At 75.3% G+C, this 20,750-nt stretch carries 16 protein-coding genes and 2 pseudogenes; 4 read left to right on the top strand and 14 right to left on the bottom strand.

Annotation, left to right across the window (positions count from 1 at the left end; all coding sequences use genetic code 11):
* Positions 1–48: 48 nt before the first annotated feature.
* From BM242_RS08515 to BM242_RS08530, 4 genes are all read right to left on the bottom strand, one after another.
* Entirely contained in the window at positions 49–1,011 is a 963-nt protein-coding gene (locus BM242_RS08515; RefSeq protein WP_093838084.1) for a LysR family transcriptional regulator, read from the bottom strand.
* Between the two features lie 221 nt (positions 1,012–1,232).
* Positions 1,233–2,771 (bottom strand): glycoside hydrolase family 16 protein, encoded by a 1,539-nt coding sequence (locus BM242_RS08520; RefSeq protein WP_093838085.1) that lies wholly within the window; start codon positions 2,769–2,771, stop codon positions 1,233–1,235.
* 213 nt (positions 2,772–2,984) lie between these two features.
* Complete coding sequence (locus BM242_RS08525) at positions 2,985–3,647, bottom strand: fasciclin domain-containing protein (RefSeq protein ID WP_093838086.1); 663 nt, start codon at positions 3,645–3,647, stop codon at positions 2,985–2,987.
* Between the two features lie 223 nt (positions 3,648–3,870).
* On the bottom strand, positions 3,871–5,670 hold the full coding sequence (locus BM242_RS08530) for a molybdopterin-dependent oxidoreductase (RefSeq protein WP_245833916.1): 1,800 nt from the start codon (positions 5,668–5,670) through the stop codon (positions 3,871–3,873).
* 258 nt (positions 5,671–5,928) lie between these two features.
* Between BM242_RS08530 and BM242_RS08535 the strand changes: the two are divergent.
* Positions 5,929–6,766, top strand: a pseudogene (locus tag BM242_RS08535) (helix-turn-helix transcriptional regulator).
* Between the two features lie 11 nt (positions 6,767–6,777).
* Here BM242_RS08535 and BM242_RS08540 read toward each other — a convergent pair.
* The 7 genes and pseudogenes from BM242_RS08540 to BM242_RS08570 all read right to left on the bottom strand — a co-directional run bounded on the left by BM242_RS08540 (position 6,778) and on the right by BM242_RS08570 (position 12,556).
* Positions 6,778–8,172 (bottom strand): amidohydrolase family protein, encoded by a 1,395-nt coding sequence (locus tag BM242_RS08540; protein ID WP_093838087.1) that lies wholly within the window; start codon positions 8,170–8,172, stop codon positions 6,778–6,780.
* A gap of 143 nt (positions 8,173–8,315) precedes the next feature.
* Positions 8,316–9,772, bottom strand: a pseudogene (locus BM242_RS08545) (cryptochrome/photolyase family protein).
* Positions 9,773–9,892: 120 nt separating this feature from the next.
* Complete coding sequence (locus BM242_RS08550; RefSeq protein ID WP_093838088.1) at positions 9,893–10,690, bottom strand: anti-sigma factor; 798 nt, start codon at positions 10,688–10,690, stop codon at positions 9,893–9,895.
* Positions 10,687–11,274, bottom strand: a complete 588-nt coding sequence (locus BM242_RS08555) for a sigma-70 family RNA polymerase sigma factor (protein WP_093838089.1) — start codon at positions 11,272–11,274, stop codon at positions 10,687–10,689. The genes BM242_RS08550 and BM242_RS08555 overlap by 4 nt, the downstream gene beginning before the upstream one ends.
* 200 nt (positions 11,275–11,474) lie before the next feature.
* Positions 11,475–11,813, bottom strand: coding sequence for a thioredoxin family protein (locus tag BM242_RS08560; RefSeq protein WP_093838090.1), 339 nt, complete (start codon positions 11,811–11,813; stop codon positions 11,475–11,477).
* Complete coding sequence (locus BM242_RS08565; protein ID WP_093838091.1) at positions 11,813–12,217, bottom strand: MerR family transcriptional regulator; 405 nt, start codon at positions 12,215–12,217, stop codon at positions 11,813–11,815. Before BM242_RS08565 ends, BM242_RS08560 begins: the two co-directional genes overlap by 1 nt.
* A 60-nt stretch (positions 12,218–12,277) precedes the next feature.
* On the bottom strand, positions 12,278–12,556 hold the full coding sequence (locus BM242_RS08570; protein ID WP_093838269.1) for a helix-turn-helix domain-containing protein: 279 nt from the start codon (positions 12,554–12,556) through the stop codon (positions 12,278–12,280).
* A 62-nt stretch (positions 12,557–12,618) separates the two neighbouring features.
* Between BM242_RS08570 and map the strand changes: the two genes are divergently transcribed.
* Positions 12,619–13,386, top strand: coding sequence for a type I methionyl aminopeptidase (gene map / locus BM242_RS08575; RefSeq protein ID WP_093838092.1), 768 nt, complete (start codon positions 12,619–12,621; stop codon positions 13,384–13,386).
* A gap of 146 nt (positions 13,387–13,532) precedes the next feature.
* On the opposite strand, the gene BM242_RS08580 is transcribed toward map, so the two are convergent.
* Positions 13,533–14,366 (bottom strand): aldo/keto reductase, encoded by an 834-nt coding sequence (locus tag BM242_RS08580; protein ID WP_093838093.1) that lies wholly within the window; start codon positions 14,364–14,366, stop codon positions 13,533–13,535.
* A 96-nt stretch (positions 14,367–14,462) separates the two neighbouring features.
* Between BM242_RS08580 and BM242_RS08585 the strand changes: the two genes are divergently transcribed.
* On the top strand, positions 14,463–15,518 hold the full coding sequence (locus BM242_RS08585) for a bile acid:sodium symporter family protein (protein ID WP_093838094.1): 1,056 nt from the start codon (positions 14,463–14,465) through the stop codon (positions 15,516–15,518).
* On the opposite strand, the gene fdhD is transcribed toward BM242_RS08585, so the two are convergent.
* Both fdhD and BM242_RS08595 read right to left on the bottom strand, forming a co-directional pair.
* Entirely contained in the window at positions 15,413–16,363 is a 951-nt protein-coding gene (fdhD, locus tag BM242_RS08590) for a formate dehydrogenase accessory sulfurtransferase FdhD (protein ID WP_093838095.1), read from the bottom strand. The genes BM242_RS08585 and fdhD overlap by 106 nt on opposite strands.
* An 82-nt stretch (positions 16,364–16,445) precedes the next feature.
* Positions 16,446–16,787, bottom strand: a complete 342-nt coding sequence (locus tag BM242_RS08595) for a GNAT family N-acetyltransferase (RefSeq protein WP_093838096.1) — start codon at positions 16,785–16,787, stop codon at positions 16,446–16,448.
* A gap of 332 nt (positions 16,788–17,119) precedes the next feature.
* Here BM242_RS08595 and BM242_RS08600 point away from each other — a divergent pair, with 332 nt between their 5' ends.
* Positions 17,120–20,749 carry a DNA polymerase III subunit alpha gene (locus BM242_RS08600; RefSeq protein ID WP_093838097.1) on the top strand — a complete coding sequence of 1,210 codons (3,630 nt, stop codon included), beginning with the start codon at positions 17,120–17,122 and terminating at the stop codon, positions 20,747–20,749.
* Position 20,750: the final 1 nt, after the last annotated feature.

The following is a 20,750-nucleotide window of genomic DNA, read 5'->3' on the forward strand; positions in this document are numbered from 1 at the left end:
TGGGCCCGGCGTCGTTCCGCACGGCGGAGCGGCGCCGGGCCGCCGGCCTCAGGCGGCCGGGCCGTAGCCGGGGTGCTGGGGAAGCCAGGCGGCGTAGACGGGGTTGCGGGCCAGCGCGTCGCCGTACGCCGTCCGGGCCACCGCGGCGACGGTGCCGGCGGCGTCCGCGGCCGGCGAGCCCGGCTGCCAGCCCAGCAGATGGCGCCAGCTCAGCGGGGTGCCGGCCAGCGGCAGGGTGACGATGCCCGGGGCCGGGGCGAAGGTGGCCCGGCACAGTCCCACCGCGCGGCCGAGCTGGATGAGGTGGAGACAGGAGGAGATCTCCGACTCCAGCAGGGAGGTGGGATGGAACCCGGCGCGGGCGCAGGCGGTGGCGAAGCAGTCGCCGAAGCAGCCGTCGCCGGGGGCGCTGGCCCAGCGTTCGGCGGCGAGGTCACGCAGGTCGAGTTCGCTCCGGCCGGCCAGCGGGTGGGTCTCGGAGAGCATGACGAAGACCGGGTCGGTGCCCAGGGCCCGCCAGGTGAGCCGGTCGGCGAGCGGCGCCTGGCCGGTGCTGCCGCAGACGCCGATCAGCGCGTAGTCCAGGCGGGCCTCGGCGGTCAGGGTGCTGATCTCGTCGACGGACCAGGAGGTCTGCACGGAGACCGGCAGATCGGGCAGGTCACGGGAGAGCCGGTCCACCAGGCCGGCCAGCAGCGGGCCGTGGGTGCCGCCCAGCCGCAGCCGGCGCAGGGCGGGAGCGGAGCGGGCCAGGCGGATGGCCTCGGCCTGGAGTTCGCTGACCGCGGGCAGGACCACCCGGGCGCGTTCCACCACCAGCTCGCCGAGCGGGGTGAGCCGGGCCCCGGAGTGGTCGCGGACGAACAGCGGGCCGCCCAGCAGCCGTTCGATGCGCTGGAGCTGGGTGGTGAGAGCGGGCTGGGCCAGTCCCAGTTCGCCCGCCGCCTTGGTGAGGCTGCCCGCGTCGGCTATCGCCCGGACGGTACGCAGATGCCGCAGCTCCAGATTCATACGTTCTCGCTTCCGGGTATCGGCCGTGCCGTCCGCAGTCCGCGTCCGGCCGCCGCGCCGCGACCGCCGGCCGGGGGCGGTACCGGGACGGTAGGACACCCGTCCGCTGGGCGGCAAGAGTGTTCGGACTGCGGACGGGCGCCGGCCCTCCGGGCGCTGCGGTGCGGCGCCCGGAGGGCCGGTGACGTGGGGTGGGAGCAGTGAGGGCGGCGGGGCGCCGGTCAGTCGAAGGGGATGGTGATGCGGGACTGGTTCCCGATGCCGACCGTGCTGGTGCCGTTGCCGATGGCGCTCCAGACCTCGACCCGCACCCTGCCGCCCGACATGGTGCCGTGGCTGCCGCTGGACGACTTCAGCCCGGCCGTGTGGGTGTAGTGCTCCCAGCCGGGGACGGGATCGGTGGCGAAGTAGTGAAAGGTCTCCACCCGGTCCCAGGTGCCGTCGGAGGTGCGGTCGTAGGAGACGCGGATCTGCTGGCCGTTGGCGACCGTGGTGCCCGCGTCCACGAAGAGGTCGAAGGCGGTCCGGCCGCCGGTGTAGTCGCCCGAGACGTTCTCGGCGGTGAAGACCTGCGGCCGGTACGGGGTGCCGTCGTGGTTGGTGCCGCCGGCCGGGGCCAGGGTGACCGTGCCCGCCAAGCCCGCCGCGTCGCCGAGTCCGCCGGAGGGCCGCAGATACAGGGTCGGGGAGGAGGGCGGGTCCTGGCCGCCCGTGGAACCCGAGTCCCCGCCCGAGTCCCCGCCGGAGTCGCCGCCCGAGGAACCGCCCGGGCCGCCGCGGGTGTAGACGGCCACATAGTCGACCACCAGGGAGTGGCCGGGCACGGTGGCCGCGGTGGGGGTCGCATGGCCCGCCACCCCGTCCGGGAAGGCGCCGCCCATGGCCAGGTTGAGCAGCAGGAAGTACCCGGCGTGGTCGGTCATGTCCGACCAGGTGGTGGCGTCGAACTGCTGCTGGCTCAGGCTGTGGTACTCCTGCCCGTCGACGAACCAGCGCAGCGTGCTCGGCGAGGAGGAGCGGTCCCACTCGAAGCGGTAGGTGTGGAACGCCGACTGGCAGGACGGTCCCGGGCAGGTGCGGCTGTTGCCCAGCCCGTTGGTCTCGTTGCACGGACCGCCGGGGTTGACGCCGCAGTGCAGCACGCCCCACACCCTGTTCAGCCCGTTGACGTTCTCCATGACGTCGAACTCGCCGATGGCCGGCCAGTTCCAGTAGTTGCCCCGGTAGGGCGAGCCGAGTGCCCAGAACGCCGGCCAGTAGCCCAGCGCCGCCTGGCCGGTGACATCCGGCATCCGGATGCGGCCCTCGATGGCCAGGGTGCCGCCGGCCGGGGCCTTGAAGTCGGCCCGCCTGGTCTCGATCCGCGCCGAGGTCCACTCCCCGCTGCCGCTGCGCAGCGCGGTGATGCGGAGATTGCCGTTGCCGTCCAGGGCGATGTTCTGCGGGGAGTCGGTGTAGCGCTGGATCTCCCCGGTGCCCCAGTTGGCCGGACCGCCCGGATAGCCGTGGCCCAGGTCGATCTGCCAGTTCTCGGACGAGGGCAGGGAGCCGGACGGCCCGTCGAAGTCGTCGCTCCACTCCAGGGACCAGCCGTCGGCGGGCTGCGGGACGGCACCGGAGGCCGCATCCGGGTTGAGGGCCGTGGCGGCGAGGGTTCCGGCGGCCAGGGCGAACGCGCCGAGCGCGGCCGGGAGAGCGGTGCGGCGGCGGCGTCGTCGGCCGCCGGCGCGCGGCGGCGGAGCTGGGGTGTGCGTACTCATGCGCGGGCTCCTGCGGTAGGCGGGTGGGGGACAGCCCGAAACCGGCGCCGGGCCGGGGACATGCGGCGGCGCGGTCCGGACCGCCATGGGAGCGCTCCACGCCCTTCATAGGCCGGGATCGATGAGCCAGTCAACGACCCGGCGGTTCCGGAACTTTCGTGGTGGTGGGGACGGGCAGGGGCGGGACGCGCGGTCACCGCCCCCGCCCGTCGGTCATGCGGCCGGCATCAGCACGGTGTCGATCAGGTAGACGGTGGCATTGGCGGTCTGCACATTGCCGCAGACCACGGCGGCCTCTTCGTTGACCGTGAGGTCCTCGCCCGAGCCGGAGACGGTGAGGGTGCCGCCCTGCAGGGTCTCCAGGGTGCCGCTGCCCTCGGCCAGCTCCTCCGGGCCGAGCCGCTCGCCCACCACGTGGTAGGTGAGCACGCCGGTCAGCAGTTCGCGGTCGGCCAGGACGGCGTTGAGGTCCTCCTCCGGGACCGCGGCGAACGCCTCGTCCACCGGGGCGAAGACGGTCAGGCCCTCGGCCGCGTTGAGGGTGTCCGCCAGACCGGCCTCGGTCACGGCGGTGACCAGGGTTGACAGCACCGGGTTGTGGGAGGCGGCGGTGGCCACCGGGTCCTGGGCCATGCCGTCGAAGCTGCCCGCGCCGTCCTCGGGGACCGCGGAACAGGCCGGGCCGAACGGGGCGGCGGCGGCCCCGGCCGCCCGGCCCCCGGCGGCCTCGTCCCCGGCGGCGGTCTCCGGCTCGGACGCGGTCTCCTCGGCCCGCTCCTCCCCGCCGGAGGAACAGGCGGCCAGCGACAGCGGCAGCAGCGCCGCGGCGGCCAGGGCGAGAGCGGCGTGCCGGATACGGGTGGTCGTGCGGTGCATGGGTGTTCTCTCTTTCTGATGTCGGACTGCCGGACCGGGCGGACGGGCCGGGCGGACGGCCGCGGGCATGCCGCGGCGGCCCGCACCGGGCCGGGACGGCCGGCCCTCATATCTCGGATGCGGGTACGCGGATACTGGTGATGTGCGGTGATGTGCGGTGATGTGGTGATGTGCGCCGCGGTGCGGCGGGGAGAGACGCACGGCGAGGATGCCGGGCGTCCGGTCAGACCACGGTCACCGGGACGGTGTGGTGACCGGTGGCGCCGTCCGGGGCGACCTGGCTCCGCTCGGCGGTCTGGGTCCGGCCGGCGGCGTCGGTGGCCCGTACCTGGAGGCGGTGCTCGCCGGGCTCGGCCCCGGTCCACTCCCAGACCCACTGCCGCCAGGTGTCCACGGTGTCCTTGGCGGCCAGCCGGGCGGTCTGCCAGGGACCGTCGTCCACCCGCACCTCGACCCGCCGGATGCCCCGCCGCTGCGCCCAGGCGACCCCGGCCACCGTCACCGTGCCGCGAGGCACATCGGTGAGCGGGCGGGGGGTGTCGATCCGTGACTGGGTCTTGACCGGCGCCCGGTCCGCCCAGCCGCGCTGCACCCAGTAGGCGTCATAGGCGTCGAAGGTGGTCAGCTCCAGCTCGGCCAGCCATTTGCAGGCCGAGACATAGCCGTACAGGCCGGGCACCACCATCCGGACCGGGAAGCCGTGCCGGAAGGGCAGCGGCTCGCCGTTCATGCCGACCGCGAGCAGGGCGTCCCGGCCGTCCATGACGGCCTCCACCGGGGTGCCGATGGTCATGCCGTCCACTGAGCGGGCGACGAGCTGATCCGCCGGCCCGCCCTCGGCCGGGGGCCGCACCCCGGCCTCGCGCAGCAGCTCGGCCAGCGGTATGCCGATCCAGCGTGCGTTGCCGATGTAGGGACCGCCGACCTGGTTGGAGACGCAGGTGAGGGTGATGTCCCGCTCGACCAGCTCGCGGTCGAGCAGATCCCGGTAGGTCAGGGTCAGCAGCCGGCCGATGCCGAGGCCGGCGATCCGCAGCTCCCAGGCGGTGGCGTCGATCCGGGGAACGGTGAGCGCGGTGTCGATGCGGTAGAAGTCCCGGTTCGGGGTGAGGAACGGGGACAGTCCGTCGATCCCCAGCTCGGCGCCGTCCGGGACCGGCGCGGCGGGGGAGGCGGGGCGGGGCAGCAGGATGCCGTCCCGGGCCCGGCCGGCGGCGGCCTCGGAGGAGTCCAGCAGCGCCGCGCCCAGCAGGCCGCTGCCGGCCGAGGCGGCGGCCACGGCCGAGGCCGCGGCCAGGAAGCCCCGCCGGTCGAAGGCCGGCCGGTCCTCGCCGTCCGCCGGCGGGGGACCGGCCGCGGGCCCCGGGCCCGGATCGAACACGGCGGCGGGAGACGGGGCCGCCCGGCCCGCGTCCCGGTGCTCGGCACCGGAATCCGGGCCGGCGCCGTCGGCGGGCGGGGGAGCGGGGCGCGGCGGGGCCGGCCGGGGGCGGTCCGGGTCGGACGCCGCGCACACCGGCTCGGGCGGGGGCGGGACCAGCCGCCCGGCCAGCACGGACAGCGCTCCGGCCGCCGCGGCGCCGGCCGCCACCGAGGGCAGCACATCTGCCGGCCCGCCACCGGGGGCGGCCAGTGCGGCGGCCACGCCGGCCAGGCCGAACGCCGCCGCGGCGGCGACGGCCGCCCGCCGGTGCCGGGCGGCCGACAGGCCCACGCCGGCCGCGCACCCGGCCAGCACCAGCAGGATGCCGAGCTGGAGCACCAGCTTGTCCTGCTCGCCGAAGGTGCGGACGGCCCAGTCCTTGACCGCCGCCGGGGTCCGGTCGATCGCCGCCTCGCCGATCAGCTTCACGGGGCGGGACTCCGGGCGGACCAGACCGGCCACCGGCTCCCCCACGGCCAGCCCGGCGGCTGCCGCGAGCAGCCCGGCGAGACCGGCCGCGGCCCGCCGTCCGGCGTGCCGCCGAGGCCGGCGCACGGGGGTTCCGGTGGCCCCTGCGGGGGCCTTCTGCGCTGCGTTCACGTCACTGATTCGCCGCCGTCCGCCCGCCGGATGGGTCGGGCCGCCGGTCTTTTTCCGTCCAGGACATTCTCGCCGCTGTACACCTCCGGCGGGCCGTCTTCGCCGAACCGGGGCCGCGGGAGGGCCGGGAGACGGGCGCGGGCCGGGAGACGGGCGCGGGCCGGGTGCGGGCACCGGGAGGAGACGGGAGCCGGCACGGGACGTGCCCGGGTGCGGCGCACCCCGGCACGCCGGCCGGGGACGGCCTAGCCTGAACGTGTGACCAGCAACGAATTCGGGGATTTCCTGCGCGCCCACCGCGCCCGCCTGCGGCCCGACGACGTCGGGCTCCCCTCCTACGGTGCCCGGCGCGTGCCGGGACTGCGGCGGGAGGAGGTCGCCGTCCTGGCCGGCATGAACAGCGACTACTACGCCCGCCTGGAACAAGGCCGCGAGCGCCCCCTCGCCGCAGATCCTTGACTCCATCAGCAGGGCTCTGCGGATGGACGACGCGGCGCGGGAGCACATGTTCCGGCTGGCGGGCACCGTACCGGAGGGCGGGCGCCCGCAGCCGCGCGAGACGGCCGGTGCCGCGCTGCGGCACCTGCTGGACGGGCTCGGGCAGGCCGCCGCGTTCGTCCTGAACCCGGCCCACGACTTCCTGGCCTCGAACGCTCTGGCCGACGCACTATTCTCGCCCTTCGAGAGCGTGGACAACATGGCCCGCATGACCTTCCTCGACCCGGCCGCCCGTGGCTTCTTCGCCCACTGGGAGCGGGCGGCCGGGGCGGTGGTGGCCGGGCTGCGCCACGCCACCGGTCTCGACCCGCACTACCGCCGCCTGCATGACCTGGTCGGCCTGCTGACCGAGGAGAGTGAGGAGTTCGCCGCGCTGTGGTCCTCGCACACCGTCCACGGCAAGACCCGGGACGGCAAGGAACTCGTCCACCCCGACGTCGGACCCCTGCACCTCACCTACCAGACCTTCGACGTCCGTGGAGCCCCCGGCCAGCAGATGGTGGTCTACCACGCCGCACCGGGAAGCCCCAGCGCCCACGCGCTGGCCCTGCTCGGCAGCCTCCACGCCACACACCGCCAGGAGGCCGCCGCCGAGTAGCGGCTTCGGGGTCAGACGGCGGGGGCGCGCAGCAGGTACTCCCGCGAGGCGTGGACCTCGTCGCGCAGAGCGGGTACGTCGACGTCGAGGACGGTGCCGTCCCACTTGCGGGGCTGCCCGTTGATCAGCACGGCGCTGATGTTGCGGGCGTCCGCCCCCAGGACGACGGTGCCGACAGGGGAGTTGAGCGGCATGTTGTTGAGGTCCTCGGCCCGGACGGCCAGCAGGTCGGCCTTCTTGCCCGGGGTGAGCGAGCCGGTGACGTCTCCCAGGCCGATGGTCCGGGCGCCCTGGAGGGTGGCGAAGTCCAGGACGTCGTGGGTGGTGATGCGGTCCGGCTGCCGGCCGGTGCCGTGGACGGCGCCGGCTGCACGCATGCGCTGGATGGCGTGCAGGGCCCGCATCTGCGTGAACATGTCGCTGGCCAGAGCCACCTCGACGTCGATGCTCAGACCGGGCCGGACCCCGGCCGAGAGGGCTTCGTCGATCGCGGGGACCGCGGTCTCCAGCCCGATCTGGGCGTCGGAGGTCGGGGCCAGGGCGATGGTCGTGCCGCTGGCCCCGATCGCCTGCCATGCCTCGGAGGTCAGCCCGGTGGCGTGGATGAGGCTGAGATCCGGACCGAGGAGGCCGTCCCGGGCCCAGCCCAGCACGGCCTCGGAGGAGGCGGCGCCGAGGACGGCGTCGACGCTTACGCCGATGCCCAGGTCCCTGGCCGTGCCGGCGAGCGCGGCGCCGTAGGCGAGGGCGGGCCCGGCGATTTCGTCGGTGGCCAGGGCTGCCAGGCGCAGGGTCAGCAACTGGTCGTCGGTGGCGAAGTACGTGTCCCGCAGACGGGCCAGGTCGCCCGGCCACTGCCTGCTCCAGTCACCGAAGTGCGGGCCCATGGAGGCGTGCACCCCGCGGATGCCGGTGTCGGCGAGGGCCTGGACGGCGGCGTCGGAGTGCTCGGGAGTGCGGGAGTTGTGGGAGAAGTCGAGCATCGTGGTGATGCCGCCGTCGATCGCGGTGAGAGCGGCCAGCCTGGTGCCGACATACATGTCATGGGGCCGGTAGACGGTGGCGTGGCCGGCGAGGGTGGACATCACATAGGCCCCGAGGTCGTCGACGTCCGGCATGATCCGGCGCAACTGGGTTTCCCAGGCGTGCCGGTGGGTGTCGACGAAGCCCGGGGTGAGGATGGTGCCGGTGGCGTCGACGACCACCGCGCCGTCCCGGCTCAGGCCGGGACCGACCGCGGAGACGGTCTCGCCCTCGACGAGCAGATCGGCGTCGTGCAGGACGCCGAGCGCGCGGTCCATGGTGACGATGGTGGCGCCGGTGAACAGAATGCGCCGCTTCGGGTCGGCGGACCGGCGCCGAAGCTGTTCGAGTACGGCAGGGCTGGTGGTGCCGGAAGAGGTCAAGGGAAGTCCGTTTCCTCGGGCCGGGGCGCCGGGCCCGGGCCGGTGGGCGATGACCCCAGCCTCGGGCCGGCCGGCCCGAGGCAACCAGGCCGCCGTGTGCCCGGGTACAGCGCACCCCGCCGTGCGCGCGCCGCGGGCCGGCGTCAGTCCCGGCCGGCGGCGCGGGCCGCGGCGAAGCGGGCCCGGGCGCGCTCCAGGTCCACCACCGGCTCCGGGTAGCCGGCGAGCCGCGCCCGGTCCGCGCCCGTCAGCCGCCACGGCCGGTGGACCGCGCCGCCGGGCAGCAGCCCGGCTGCGGGGGGAGCGGCGAGTTCCGGCACCCAGCGCCGCACATAGCCGCCGTCCGGGTCGTAACGGTCGGCCTGGCGCAGCGGATTGAGCACCCGGTTGGGCCGGGTGTCGGTGCCGGTGCCGGCCACCCACTGCCAGTTCATCTGGTTGTTGGCCAGGTCGCCGTCCACCAGCAGCGCGAGGAAGTGCCGGGCACCCGTCCGCCAGTCCAGGTACAGCGTCTTGGTGAGGAAGCTCGCGGCCAGCAGCCGCGCCCGGTTGTGCATCCAGCCCTCGTGACGGAGCTGGCGCATGGCCGCGTCCACCACGGGGTAGCCGGTCCGGCCCTCCTGCCAGGCGGCCAGGTCCGCCTCCGCCTCCGGTCCGGAGCGCCAGCGGTCGCCGCGGTCCCGGTAGTCCCGGGCGGCGGCATCCGGCCGGGCGGCCAGCACCTGGTGGTGGAAGTCGCGCCAGGCGAGCTGCCGGACGAACGCCTCGGCGCCGGCCCCGCTGCCCTGCCCGCCGCCCGACTGCCGGGCCCGGCGCACCGGTTCGGCCGGGGACAGACAGCCGAAGTGCAGATACGGGGAGAGCCGGGAGGTGGCGTCGCGCGCCAGGTCGTCGTGGTGCTCGTGGTATCCGGCGATCCCGCCGCGCAGCCAGACGTCGGCGCGGGCCAGGCCGGACCGTTCGCCGCCCGGCGGCAGCGCCGGCGAGACACCGCCGTGCCGTCGCTCCCGCTCCGCATCGGGCAGCGGCACCGAGGCCGGCCCTTCGGGCACCCGCAGCCGGCCCGGGGTGGCCGCCCGCGCCCGCAGCCGGGTCTGTTCCCACCGGCGGAAGTAGGGCGTGAAGACCGCGAAATGATCCCTGCCGGCGGGTACCGGTCCGCCCGGCGGCACCGCGGTGACAACCGCGTCGTGCACCCGCAGTTCGCAGCCCTCCCCGGCCAGCGCGGCGCGCAGCCGCCGCTCGCGGCGGAGCGCGTAGCCGCGGCCGCCACATGCACCCGCCGCGCCCCGGTCTCCCGCACCAGCCGCCGGACCTCGGCGGTCACCTCGCCGCGCCGCAGGACCAGCCGGCCGCCGCGCCGGCGCAGCGCGTCGTCCAGGTCGGCCAGGCAGCCGGCCAGGAAGACCCGCCGGCCGGCGGCGTCGAAGCCGGCCGCCCGCACCCCGTCGTCCAGCACGAACAGCGGGACCAGCGCCCCTTCCGGGCCCGCGTCGTCCACGGCGGCACGCAGCACCGGCTGGTCGTGCACTCGCAGGTCCGAGGTGAACAACGCCACCGCCGCCGCCGTGGCGCCGCGCTCCCGCCGTCTGCCGCTCATGTCGTTCCGGCTCCCGTCCGCGGCCGTGTGCCGCTGTCGTCCATGGTTCCGGCCCGCGGCGCATTCCGGATGCACCGGCGGCGGTGCGCTGCGCCGCCCGGGGGAACGGACCGGCCGGCCTCAGGCGGCGGGGGCGGGGAAGGGCAGCACGGCGAGAGGTTCTGAGCTGGGCTCCCGGGACCCGCCGGCCGGTTCCACGGTGATCCCCATGCCCGCCGCCCGGCCCAGCGCGCCGTCCATCAGCATCGCCTCGGTGCCGCCGTCGTGCTCCGGCTGGAGCAGCCCGGCCGGGCGCATCGTGCCCGCGTCGTCGAACCAGAGCTGGTAGACCATGCCGTCCGGGGGCTGCGGCAGGCCGGAGGCCAGGAACACCGCCCGGTCGGCGGAGGAGGAGACGACCACCGTGCCCTTGCCGCCGCCCGGCAGCGGGCCGCCGGTCATCCGGGCGTCCGGTGCCGCCAGGACCGACATCACCTCCTGCTGCGCCGCCGCGGTCTCGGCCGCCTGCCGGCGGGCCTGGTCCGCCTCCCGGTGCTGCCAGACCGCCACGCCGCTCACCAGCAGCAGCCCGGCCGCGCAGGCGGCGAGCAGCAGACCCGGCAGCCGCCGGGAGCCGGCCCGGACGTCCCCGGCCGGGCCCGGCGGCTGCCGCGGCACCCGGGGCGGCTCCTGGCGGACGGCGGTGATCCGCCGCAGCACCCTCGCGCGCAGCTCCGGCGGCGGTTCCACGGCCACCGCGCCGCCCAGCCGTGCGGCGGTGGCGGTCAGTTCCCGTACCTCCTGCGCACAGGGCGGGCACGCGGACACATGGCGTTCGAACGCGGTGCGCTCCGGCCCGCTCAGCGCGTGCAGCGCGTATGCGCCGGAGAGCGCGTGCAGTTCGGCGGTTCCGGGTCCGGGTCCGGTTCGGGGGTTCACGCGGTCACCCCCAGGCAGTCCCTCAGGCGGATCAGCCCGTCGCGCAGCCGGGTCTTGACCGTGCCCAGCGGAAGCTGGAGGAGTTGCGCCACCTCCCGGTGGGTCAGGCCGCGGTAGTAGGCCAGGGTGACGGACTGCCGCTGGCGTTCGGTGAGTCCCTGCAGGCAGCGGCGTACCTGCTCGCGTTCCAGCCGGTGCTCCACCTGCTCGGTCACCTCGTCGAAGGCGGGTGCGTGGTCCAGGACGGCGGCGCGCCGTTCGCGGTCGGAGGCCGCCTGCGCCGAGCGCACCCGGTCCACGGCCCGGCGGTGCGCGATGGTCATCACCCAGGCCATGGCCGAGCCCCGGTCGGGCCGGAACCGCGCGGCGGTCCGCCACACCTCCACCAGCACCTCCTGCGCCACCTCCTCGGACTGCGCCGGATCGCGCAGCACGGCGCGCACCACGCCCAGCACCTGGCCGGCCACCGCGTCGTAGACCCGGGCGAACGCCTGCTGGTCGCCCTGCGCGGCCCGGGCCAGCGACTCCTCCAGGGCGGGGCCGGAGGCGTGCGGCGCCCGGGTGAGGTACACCGGTTCACTCACCCGCCCGCACCTCCCGTCCGGCTGCGCGGCTGCCGGGAACAGCCGGACGGTGCACAAAGCACGGACGGTGGTGCGGACGGCATGAGCGGTTCCTCCGGCTGGACGGGACGAAACGGTGACGGGCCGCGGGCGGCGTGGACGGCGGACGGCCGCGCCGCCGCACCCGTCACCTCTTCGGTGCCGCCGGCCGGACGGATTGCTCAGGCCGCCGCGACCTCGGCCAGTTCCGCCAGCAGCCGCTGCCTGGGGCGCAGGCCGGTCATGGACTTCACCGGCTCGCCGCCCCGGAACACCAGCATCGCGGGGATGGAGAGCACTCCCCAGGCGACCGTGGTCTCCGGATTGGCGTCCACGTCGATCTGCACCACCTTGAGCCGGCCGCGCTCCTCGGCGGCGACCGCGCTCAGCACCGGGCCCAGCTGCCGGCAGGAGGGGCACCAGTCGGCGGTGAACTCCACCAGCACCGGCAGATCCGACCGCAGCACCTCCTCGGCGAAGGTCGCGTCGGTGACCTGCTCCACGCCTGCCGCCCTGCTCATCATCGGTCCTCCGGTTCGTCCGGCCGGTGCGGGGCCGCCGGGATGCCGGGCGGACCGGTCCCGGCCCGCGCCAGCCGGGCGCCCAACTGCGCCCGCACCACCTGCAAATGGCTGATCAGCGCGTCGAGCTCGGCGAGCTTGCGGCGGTAGACGGCCAGCGATCCGGAGCAGACGTCGCCGGCCGGGTGGCCGGCCCGCAGACATTCCACGAACGGCCGGGTCTCCTCCAGGCCGAAGCCGAGGTCCACCAGGGTGCGGATCTGCTCCACCAGCCGCAGATCGTCGTCGCCGTACACGCGGTATCCGTTGACCGCGCGGCGGGCCGGGATCAGCCCGCGGGACTCGTAGTAGCGCAGGGTCCGGGTGCTCACCCCGGTCCGCTGTGCCAGTTCACCGATGCGCATGGCAGACGACGGTAGACCTTGACGCTCGCGTCAAGGCAACACGTCCGCGCCCCGGCGGGCTCAGGCGGCCCCGGCCGCGGCCGGGGTCTCCGGCTCGGCGTCGCCCGCCGCGGCGGCCAGCTCGTCCAGGGACAGGCCCAGCGCGGTGGCCAGCGCCGCCACGGTGAAGAAGGCCGGGGTGGGCGCGCGTCCGGTCTCGATCTTGCGCAGGGTCTCGGCGGAGACGCCGGCCGCCGCCGCCACCTCCGTCATGCTGCGCTCGCCGCGCGCCTCGCGCAGCAGCGCCCCGAACCGCTCGCCGCGCCGCCGCTCCCAGGGCGTCAGGGGGGTCCTCACCATGGCGCCCATTCTAATACCGGTATAGTAATTGGGTCACAGCGGAGCGGTGAGGAGTACGGCGGATGGTGGAGATCAAGAGCGACGCGGCCCTGGAGGCCATGCGGGAGGCCGGGCGGGTGGTGGCCAACGCCCTGGCCGCGGCGGAACAGGCGGCACGGCCCGGGGTGCCGCTGCGCGACCTGGACGAGGCGGCCCGCGCCGTACTGGCGGAGGCCGGGGCCGGCTCACCCTTCCTCGGCTACCGCCCGCACTTCGCCCCGGTGCCCTTCCCGGCGGTGCTCTGCGCCTCGGTCAACGACGCCGTGGTGCACGGCATACCCGGCGGCTACCGGCTGCGCGACGGCGACCTGGTCTCCATCGACTGCGGCGCGGTACTGGACGGCTGGACCGGCGACGCCGCCGTCAGCTTCACCGTCGGCACCCCGCGCCCCGGTGATCTGGCGCTGATCGACGCCACCCGGCGGGCGCTGGACGCCGGGATCGCCGCGGCCACCGTCGGCCGCCATCTCGGCGACATCGGCCACGCCATCAGCGGCGTGGCCCGGGCGGCCGGCTGCGGCATGCCCCGCGACTTCGGCGGCCATGGCATCGGCCGCCGTATGCACGAGGACCCGGCGGTGCCCAACCGGGGCCGCCCGGGCCGCGGTTACCGGCTGCGCCACGGGCTGACCCTGGCCATCGAACCGATGCTGATGGCGGGCGGCGGCGACGACTACGGCGTGGACGGCGACGGCTGGACGCTGCGCACCGCCGACGGCAGCCGGGCCGCGCACTTCGAGCACACGGTGGCCATCACCGATGCCGGTCCGCGGATTCTCACTCTGCCCTGACACCCGGGGGGTGCGCCGGCAGCGGACATGCCCGGGGCGGACATCCGGCTGCGCGCCGCCGCCGCTGCCCGTCCCGGCGGTCGAGCACCGGCGGGCACGGGCAGCGGCGGCGGTCGGCGGAGTCGGCGGAGTCGGCGGAGTCGGTGTCAGCGCAGGTTGAAGTCGTCCGGGTCGGGGCCGATCCGGACGCCGTTGTCCAGGGCGGCGATCCGGGCCATGTCCTCCTCGGACAGCACGAAATCGAAGATCTCGATGTTCTCCCTGATCCGGGCGGGCGTCACCGACTTGGGGATGACCACATTGCCGAGCTGGAGGTGCCAGCGCAGCACCACCTGGGCCGGAGTCTTGTCGTACTGGGCGCCGATCTTGGCCAGCTCCGGGGAGTCCAGCAGGCCCTTGCCGCTGCCCAGCGGCGACCACGCCTCGGTGGCGATGCCCTGCCCGGCATGGAAGGCACGGGCCTCGGCCTGCGGGAAGTGAGGGTGCAGCTCGATCTGGTTCACCGCCGGGACGACCCCCGTCTCGGCGGTGATCCGCTCGATGTGGGCCCGCTTGAAGTTGGACACGCCGATGGCCTTGGCCCGGCCCTCCTGGGCGATCCGGGTCAGCGCCTTCCAGGAGTCGGCGTAGGTGTCGTACTGCGGGGTGGGCCAGTGGATCAGATACAGATCCACATACTCCAGGGCCAGCTTCTCCAGGGAACGGTCGAAGGCCCGCAGCGCGGAGTCATGGCCCTGGTCGGTGTTCCACAGCTTGGTGGTGACGAACAGCTCCTCGCGCGGCAGCCCCGAAGCCGCCAGCGCCCGGCCGGTGCCCTTCTCGTTCTGGTAGGCGGCGGCGGTGTCGATGCTGCGGTATCCGGCCTCCAGAGCCTGACCGACGGCGGTGGCCGCCTGGTCGTCCGGGATCTGCCAGACCCCGAAGCCGAGCTGGGGCATCCGGATGCCGTTGTTCAGCGTCACGTAGGGCACGGTGCTCACGTGCAAAGGTCCTTATCTGAGGTGGTCGATGTGCGCCTGACACACCTATCACGGCCCGCCCGCCTTCCTCCCGGTGGCGCCTGCCGATAATGGGGCGTGCGCAGATTCGTCCGGCTGATCGACCCCTATCTGGTGCTGCTGCTCGCCACCGTCGGACTCGCCGCCGCACTCCCGGCCCGCTCCACCGCGGCGGACGCCGTGGACGCCACCGCCACCGGGGCCATCGCCCTGCTGTTCTTCCTCTACGGCGCCCGGCTGTCCACCGCCGAGGCACTCGCCGGGCTGCGCCACTGGCGGCTCCATCTCACCATTCTGGGCTGCACCTTCCTGCTCTATCCGCTGCTCGGGCTGGCCTGCCGGGGCCTGGTGCCCTGGCTGGTCACCGAGGAGCTGTACACCGGGCTGCTCTTTCTGTGCGTGGTGCCCTCCACCGTGCAGTCGGCCATCGCGCTGACGTCGGTGGCCCGCGGCAATGTGGCGGCGGCGATCGCGGCCGGCTCGTCCTCCAGCCTGGCCGGGGTGGTGCTCACCCCGCTGCTGGCCGCCCTGCTGATCGGGGCGAGCGGCGGGTTCGGCGGCGAGTCGCTGCTGAAGATCGCCCTGCAACTGCTGCTGCCCTTCCTGGCCGGGCAGGTGCTGCGGCGCTGGATCGGCGGCTTCGTGGTCCGGCACCGTGCGGTGCTGGGCCTGGTGGACCGCGGCTCGATCCTGATCGTGGTCTATGCGGCGTTCTCCCAGGGGATGAACGAGGACATCTGGGGCCGGGTGAGCTGGCAGCGGCTGCTGGCGCTGGCCGCGGTGGCGGCGGTGCTGCTGGCCGTGGTGCTGCTGCTGACCGGCTACGGCACCCGGAAGCTGGGCTTCGCCCGCGCCGACCGGACCGCCATTCTGTTCGCCGGCTCCACCAAGTCACTGGCCGCCGGGCTGCCGATGGCCGGGGTGATCTTCGGGGAGCGGGCCGCGCTCGCGGTGCTGCCGCTGATGCTGTTCCACCAGATGCAGCTCATCACCGGCGCGGTGCTGGCCCGCCGCCTCGGCGGACCGGCTCAGGCCGAGGCCGCGGACGAGGACGGGGCCGAGGACGCGGACGGGGCCGCGGACGGGGCCGCGGCCGGAGCGGCGGCGGAGGACGACGGCAGCTCCAGCCGGTGAGCGCCGGCGTAGACGTTCATCGAGGTGCCGCGCAGAAAGCCGACCAGGGTCAGCCCCGTCTCCTCGGCCAGCTCCACGGCCAGCGAGGACGGCGCCGAGACCGCGGCCAGCACCGGGATGCCGGCCATCACCGCCTTCTGCGCCAGCTCGAAGGAGGCCCGCCCGGACACCGCCAGCACCGTGCCGGCCAGCGGCAGCAGCCCCTCGTGCAGGGCCCGGCCGATCACCTTGTCCACCGCGTTGTGCCGGCCCACGTCCTCCCGGACGTCCAGCAGCCGCCCGTCCCCGGCCGCGAACAGGCCCGCCGCGTGCAGGCCGCCGGTGCGGTCGAAGACGCGCTGCGCCCCGCGCAGCCGGCCGGGCAGCCCGGCCAGCAGTTCCGGGGTGAGCCGCGGGCCCGGGCCCGCCGCCTCCGCCGCCGCCGCCGCCTCCGCCGGGCCGGGCAGCGGCCAGCGGGAGGTGGTGCGCACCGCCTCCAGCGCGGCCTTGCCGCACACCCCGCAGGAGGAGGTGGTGTAGACATTGCGCTCCAGCGAGAACTCCGGCAGCGGGACCCCCTCGGCCAGCCGCACGTCCACCACGTTGTAGGTGTTGGCGCCGGAGTCGTCGGTGCCGGAGCAGTAGGTGATCCGGGTCAGCTCCTCCGGGCGGCCCAGCACCCCCTCGCTCACCAGGAAGCCGGCGGCCAGTGCGAAGTCGTCGCCGGGGGTGCGCATGGTGACCGCGAGCCGTCTGCCGTTCAGCCGGATCTCCAGGGGCTCCTCACCCGCCAGGGTGTCGGTGCGCGCGGTGACGGCTCCGTCCCGGATGCGCAGGATCCGGCGCTTCTCGGTGATGCGTCCCATGCCGCCATCATGTCAGCCGGGAACGCCGTGCCGGGCGCGCGGAGCGTGATCACGGCATGCGCGTCCGGCGGTGCGGCACCCGTCAGGCGAGGTCGTAGCGGGGGCGCTGGTCCTCGGGGACGAGCGCGACGTAGTCGGGATGCTGGATGATCCAGCGGTTGGTGTAGGGGCACTGGGGGATCACCGGCAGTTCCCGCACCCGGGCGCTGTCCAGTGCGTGCCGGATCAGCCGGGACGCCAGGCCCTGGCCCCGGTAGTCCGGGTCGATCTCGGTATGGGTGACGGTCATCCGCTGTCCGGCGAGCCGGTACTCGGCGAATCCCACCAGCGCGTCGCCCAGATGGAGCTCGAAGCGCGACTGCTCGCCGTTGTCGGTGATGCGCGGCTCCGCGCTCGGTGCGGTGTCCGGTTCCGCAGTGGCCATGTTCGTCTCCTTGCCCCCGTGGCGCCTCGTGGGTCCCCCGTCGCCCCGGCTCTTCCCTTCCTCACCGAGTCCCCGGACGGTCCTGGCCGGAAACGAACGGTTTCGGCCAGGGGATTCGTCCGTTCTTGCCCTGATATACCGCGCTGAGCAGCGAAGAGCTGCACCAGGAAGTAAATCGTACACACATTCGATGTCTGGTTTATGGTGGTGCTGAGGCGCGGTGGAGGGGCGCCCGAGACGCCGGCGAAGGCCCGGCGGACGCCACCGCCGGGAACCGGCGGTACGGGCGGTGGCGACGGTGGCGACGGGACGGAAGGGAGGTGCGGACGCCGATGGCGCGACCGGACGGCGGGAGCGTGCGGGACGAGGCGGCCGGGCCGCCGCCGTTCGCACACCTTCATGTGGCGTCCGGCTACTCCGCGCGCTACGGTGCCTCCCTGCCCGCCCGGCTCGTGGAGCGCGCCGCCGGGCGCGGCATGCCCGTGCTGGCGCTCACCGACCGGGACACCGTGGCCGGGGTGCCCCGCTTCATCGAGGCCTGCGTGCGGCACGGGGTGCGCCCGCTGCTCGGCGCGGACCTGGCCGTCGCCCCGCTCGCCCCGTCCTCCGCCCCCGGCGCGGCGGCCCGGCGCCGGATGCCCGCGCGCGGCGGCGCCCATGTGGAGGAGCCGCCGCTGCGCGTGGTGCTGCTCGCCCGGGACCGGGCCGGCTGGGCCGCGCTGTGCCGGCTGATCTCCGCCGCGCATGCCGCCGAGGGCCCGGTCCAGGTCTCCTGGGAGGCGCTGCGCGCCCACGCCGCCCCCGCGCTGATGGCGCTGCTCGGCCCCGTCTCCGAACCCGCGCGGGCGCTGGCCGCCGGCCGCCCGGACGTGGCCGCCCGGCTGCTCGCGCCCTGGCGGGAGCTGTTCGGCGACAGCCTGCGGCTGGAGACGGTCTGGCACGGCCGCACCGGCACCGGGCCCGGCTCGCTGCGGCTGGCCGCCCGCACCCTGGGCCTGGCCGCCGAGACCGGGGTGCCCGCGGTGCTGGCCAACGCCGTCCGCTACGCCGACCCGGAGCAGCACCGGATGGCCGATGTGCTGGACTCCGCGCGCCGGCTGGTGCCGATCGTGCCGGGCGCCACCGACACCGGCGAGCGCTGGCTCAAGGGACCGCGGGAGATGGCGCGGGCCGCCGAGGAGATCGCCCGCGCCGCGGGCGGCGGCGAGCGGGAGGCCGCCCGGCTGCTGGCCGCGACCGCGCAGACCGCGCGGGCCTGCCTGATCGATCCGCGGCAGGATCTGGGCATGGGCCGCCCGCACTTCCCGGAACCGGAGGTGGTGGGCACGGACGCGGCCTCGCTCAACCGCGCGCTGCGGGAGCGCTGCGAGGCGGGCCTGGCCCGGCGCGGCGTCACCGTGGACCCGCCGGCCGGGGAGCCCGCCGGCCCCGCGGCCGCCGGGAACCCCGGCCGCCCGTCCCGCCCGGGAAGCTCCGGCGTGCCCGGGGTGTCCTGGCGGCAGGCGCGCGAACGCCTGGAGCAGGAGCTGTCGGTGATCGCCGACCTGGGCTACGCGGGCTACTTCCTCACCGTGGCCGCGGTGGTGGCCGACACCCGGGAGCTGGGCATCCGGGTCGCGGCCCGCGGCTCGGGCGCGGGCTCGCTGGTCAACTACGCCCTGGACATCTCCAATGTGAACCCGCTGGAGCACGAGCTGATCTTCGAACGGTTCCTCTCCCGCCGCCGCTCCAGCCTGCCCGACATCGACCTGGACGTGGAGTCCGCCCGCCGGCTGGAGGTCTACCGGGCGGTGCTGCGCCGGTTCGGCGAGCGCCGCATCGCCATGGTCGCCATGCCCGAGACCTACCGCGCCCGGCACGCCGTCCGGGACACCGCCGCCGCCCTGGGCATGGACCCGGCCGAGGCCGACTGGCTGGCCAAGTCCTTCCCGCACATCCGGGCCCGCGATCTGCGGGCCGCCGTCGCCGAACTGCCCGAACTGCGCCGGGTGGCCGCCCGGGGCGACCGCTACGACCTGCTCTGGGAGCTGGCCGAAGGGCTGGACGGCCTGGTGCGCGGCACCGCCATGCACCCGTGCGGGGTGATCATCTCGCACACCGGGCTGCTGGACCGGCTGCCCGTGCAGCCCACCGCGCAGGAGAGCTTCCCCATGGTCCAGGCCGACAAGGAGGACGTGGAGCTGTGGGGGCTGCTCAAGCTGGACATCCTCGGGGTGCGGCTGTGGTCCTCGCTGGCACACGCCACCGCCGAGATCGAGCGGGTCAGCGGGGAGCGCATCGATCTGGAGGACCCGGCCCGGGTGCCGCCCGAGGACCCGGCCGCCTTCGAACTCATCCGCCGCGCCGACACCCTGGGACTCTTCCAGCTCGAATCGCCCGGCCAGCGCGATCTGCTCAGCCGCCTGAAGCCCGCCACCTTCGCCGACATCGTCGCCGACATCAGCCTCTTCCGGCCCGGCCCGGTGGCCGGGGACATGCCGGGCCAGTACGTCTCCTCCCGGCACGGCAAGGTGCCGCGGTCACTGCACCCGGATCTGGAGCCGCTGCTGCGGGCCAGCCGCGGCGTGGTGATCTGGCACGAGCAGGTGACCGGGATCATGGCCGTGATGACCGGCCGCGAACTGGACGAGGCCGAGGAGATGCGGCGCAAGCTGGCCGACACCGCGGGCCGGGAGGAGGTCCGCGCCTGGTTCCTGGAGCACGCCGCGGCCCGCGGGACGGACCCCGCCACCCGCGAGGAGCTGTGGAAGGTGCTGGAGGCGTTCGGCGCCTACGGTTTCTGCCGGGCGCACGCCACCGCCTTCGCCGCCGTGTCCGTGCAGTCGGCCTGGCTCAAGGCGCACCGGGCGGCGGCGCTCTACGCCGGGCTGCTGGAGCACGACCCGGGGATGTGGCCGCGCCGGGTGCTGCTGGCCGACGCCCGCCGCCACGACGTGCCCATCCTGCCGGTGGACGTGAACCACTCCGACACGACCTATCGACTCGAACTGGTGTCCGGTAAGTGGGGGGTGCGGATGTCGCTGTCCCAGGTGGAGAACATCGCCGGGGCCGAGGCCGCCCGGATCGCCGCCGGACAGCCGTACACCTCGCTGGACGACTTCTGGCGCCGCGCCCGCCCCAGCCGCCCCGTGGCGGAACGGCTGGCCCGCATCGGCGCGCTCGACGCCTTCGGCGGCAACCGCCGCGACCTCCTCCTGCTCATCGCCGAACTCCACGCCACCCACCGCCCGGCCGCGGCGGGCCGCGGCGGCCCCCGCCCCGGCGGACAGGAGGCGCTGCCGGTGGGCGACGGCGGCACCGGGCACCGCCGCACGGCGGAGGCCGCCGGACTGCCGGACCTCAGCGAGGGGGAGCGGCTGGAGGCCGAGCTGCGGGTGCTGGGCATGGACACCTCCCGCCATCTGATGGACGACCACGGCGACTTCCTCGCCGAACTGGGCGTTGTCTCCGCCCAGGCCCTGCACACCGTGCCCAAGGGGCGGACCGTGCTGGTCGCCGGAGTGAAGGCGGCCACCCAGACCCCGGCGATCAGCAGCGGCAAACGGATCATCTTCCTCACCCTGGACGCCGGGGACGGCCTGGTCGACCTCGCCGCCTACGAGGACAGCCACCCGGCCTGCGCGCACGCCATCTTCCACAGCGGCCTGCTGCTGGCCCGCGGCACCGTGCAGCGCCGCGCGCCCGGCGCCACCAGCGTGTCCTGCACCGCCGCCTGGAACCTCGCCGAACTGATCGAACTGCGCCGCACCGGCGGCCTGGACGCCGTCGCCGCCCGCCTCGCCGGAAACGGCGACGACGCCGCCGCCCCGCCCCCGGAGAGCGACGGGGACGCCACCGGCGGGCGCCGCATCCGGATGCCCACCGGCGCCCTGATGCACCCCTGGTCCGACCTCCGCCCGGCCGGCGACGGCGCCGCCCCCGCCCGCCGCCTCTGGCACTCCAGCCCCGGAAGCGCCGGGTGAG

Origin of the sequence: Streptomyces aidingensis (assembly GCF_900112355.1) — a bacterium.
GTDB lineage: Bacteria > Actinomycetota > Actinomycetes > Streptomycetales > Streptomycetaceae > Streptomyces > Streptomyces aidingensis.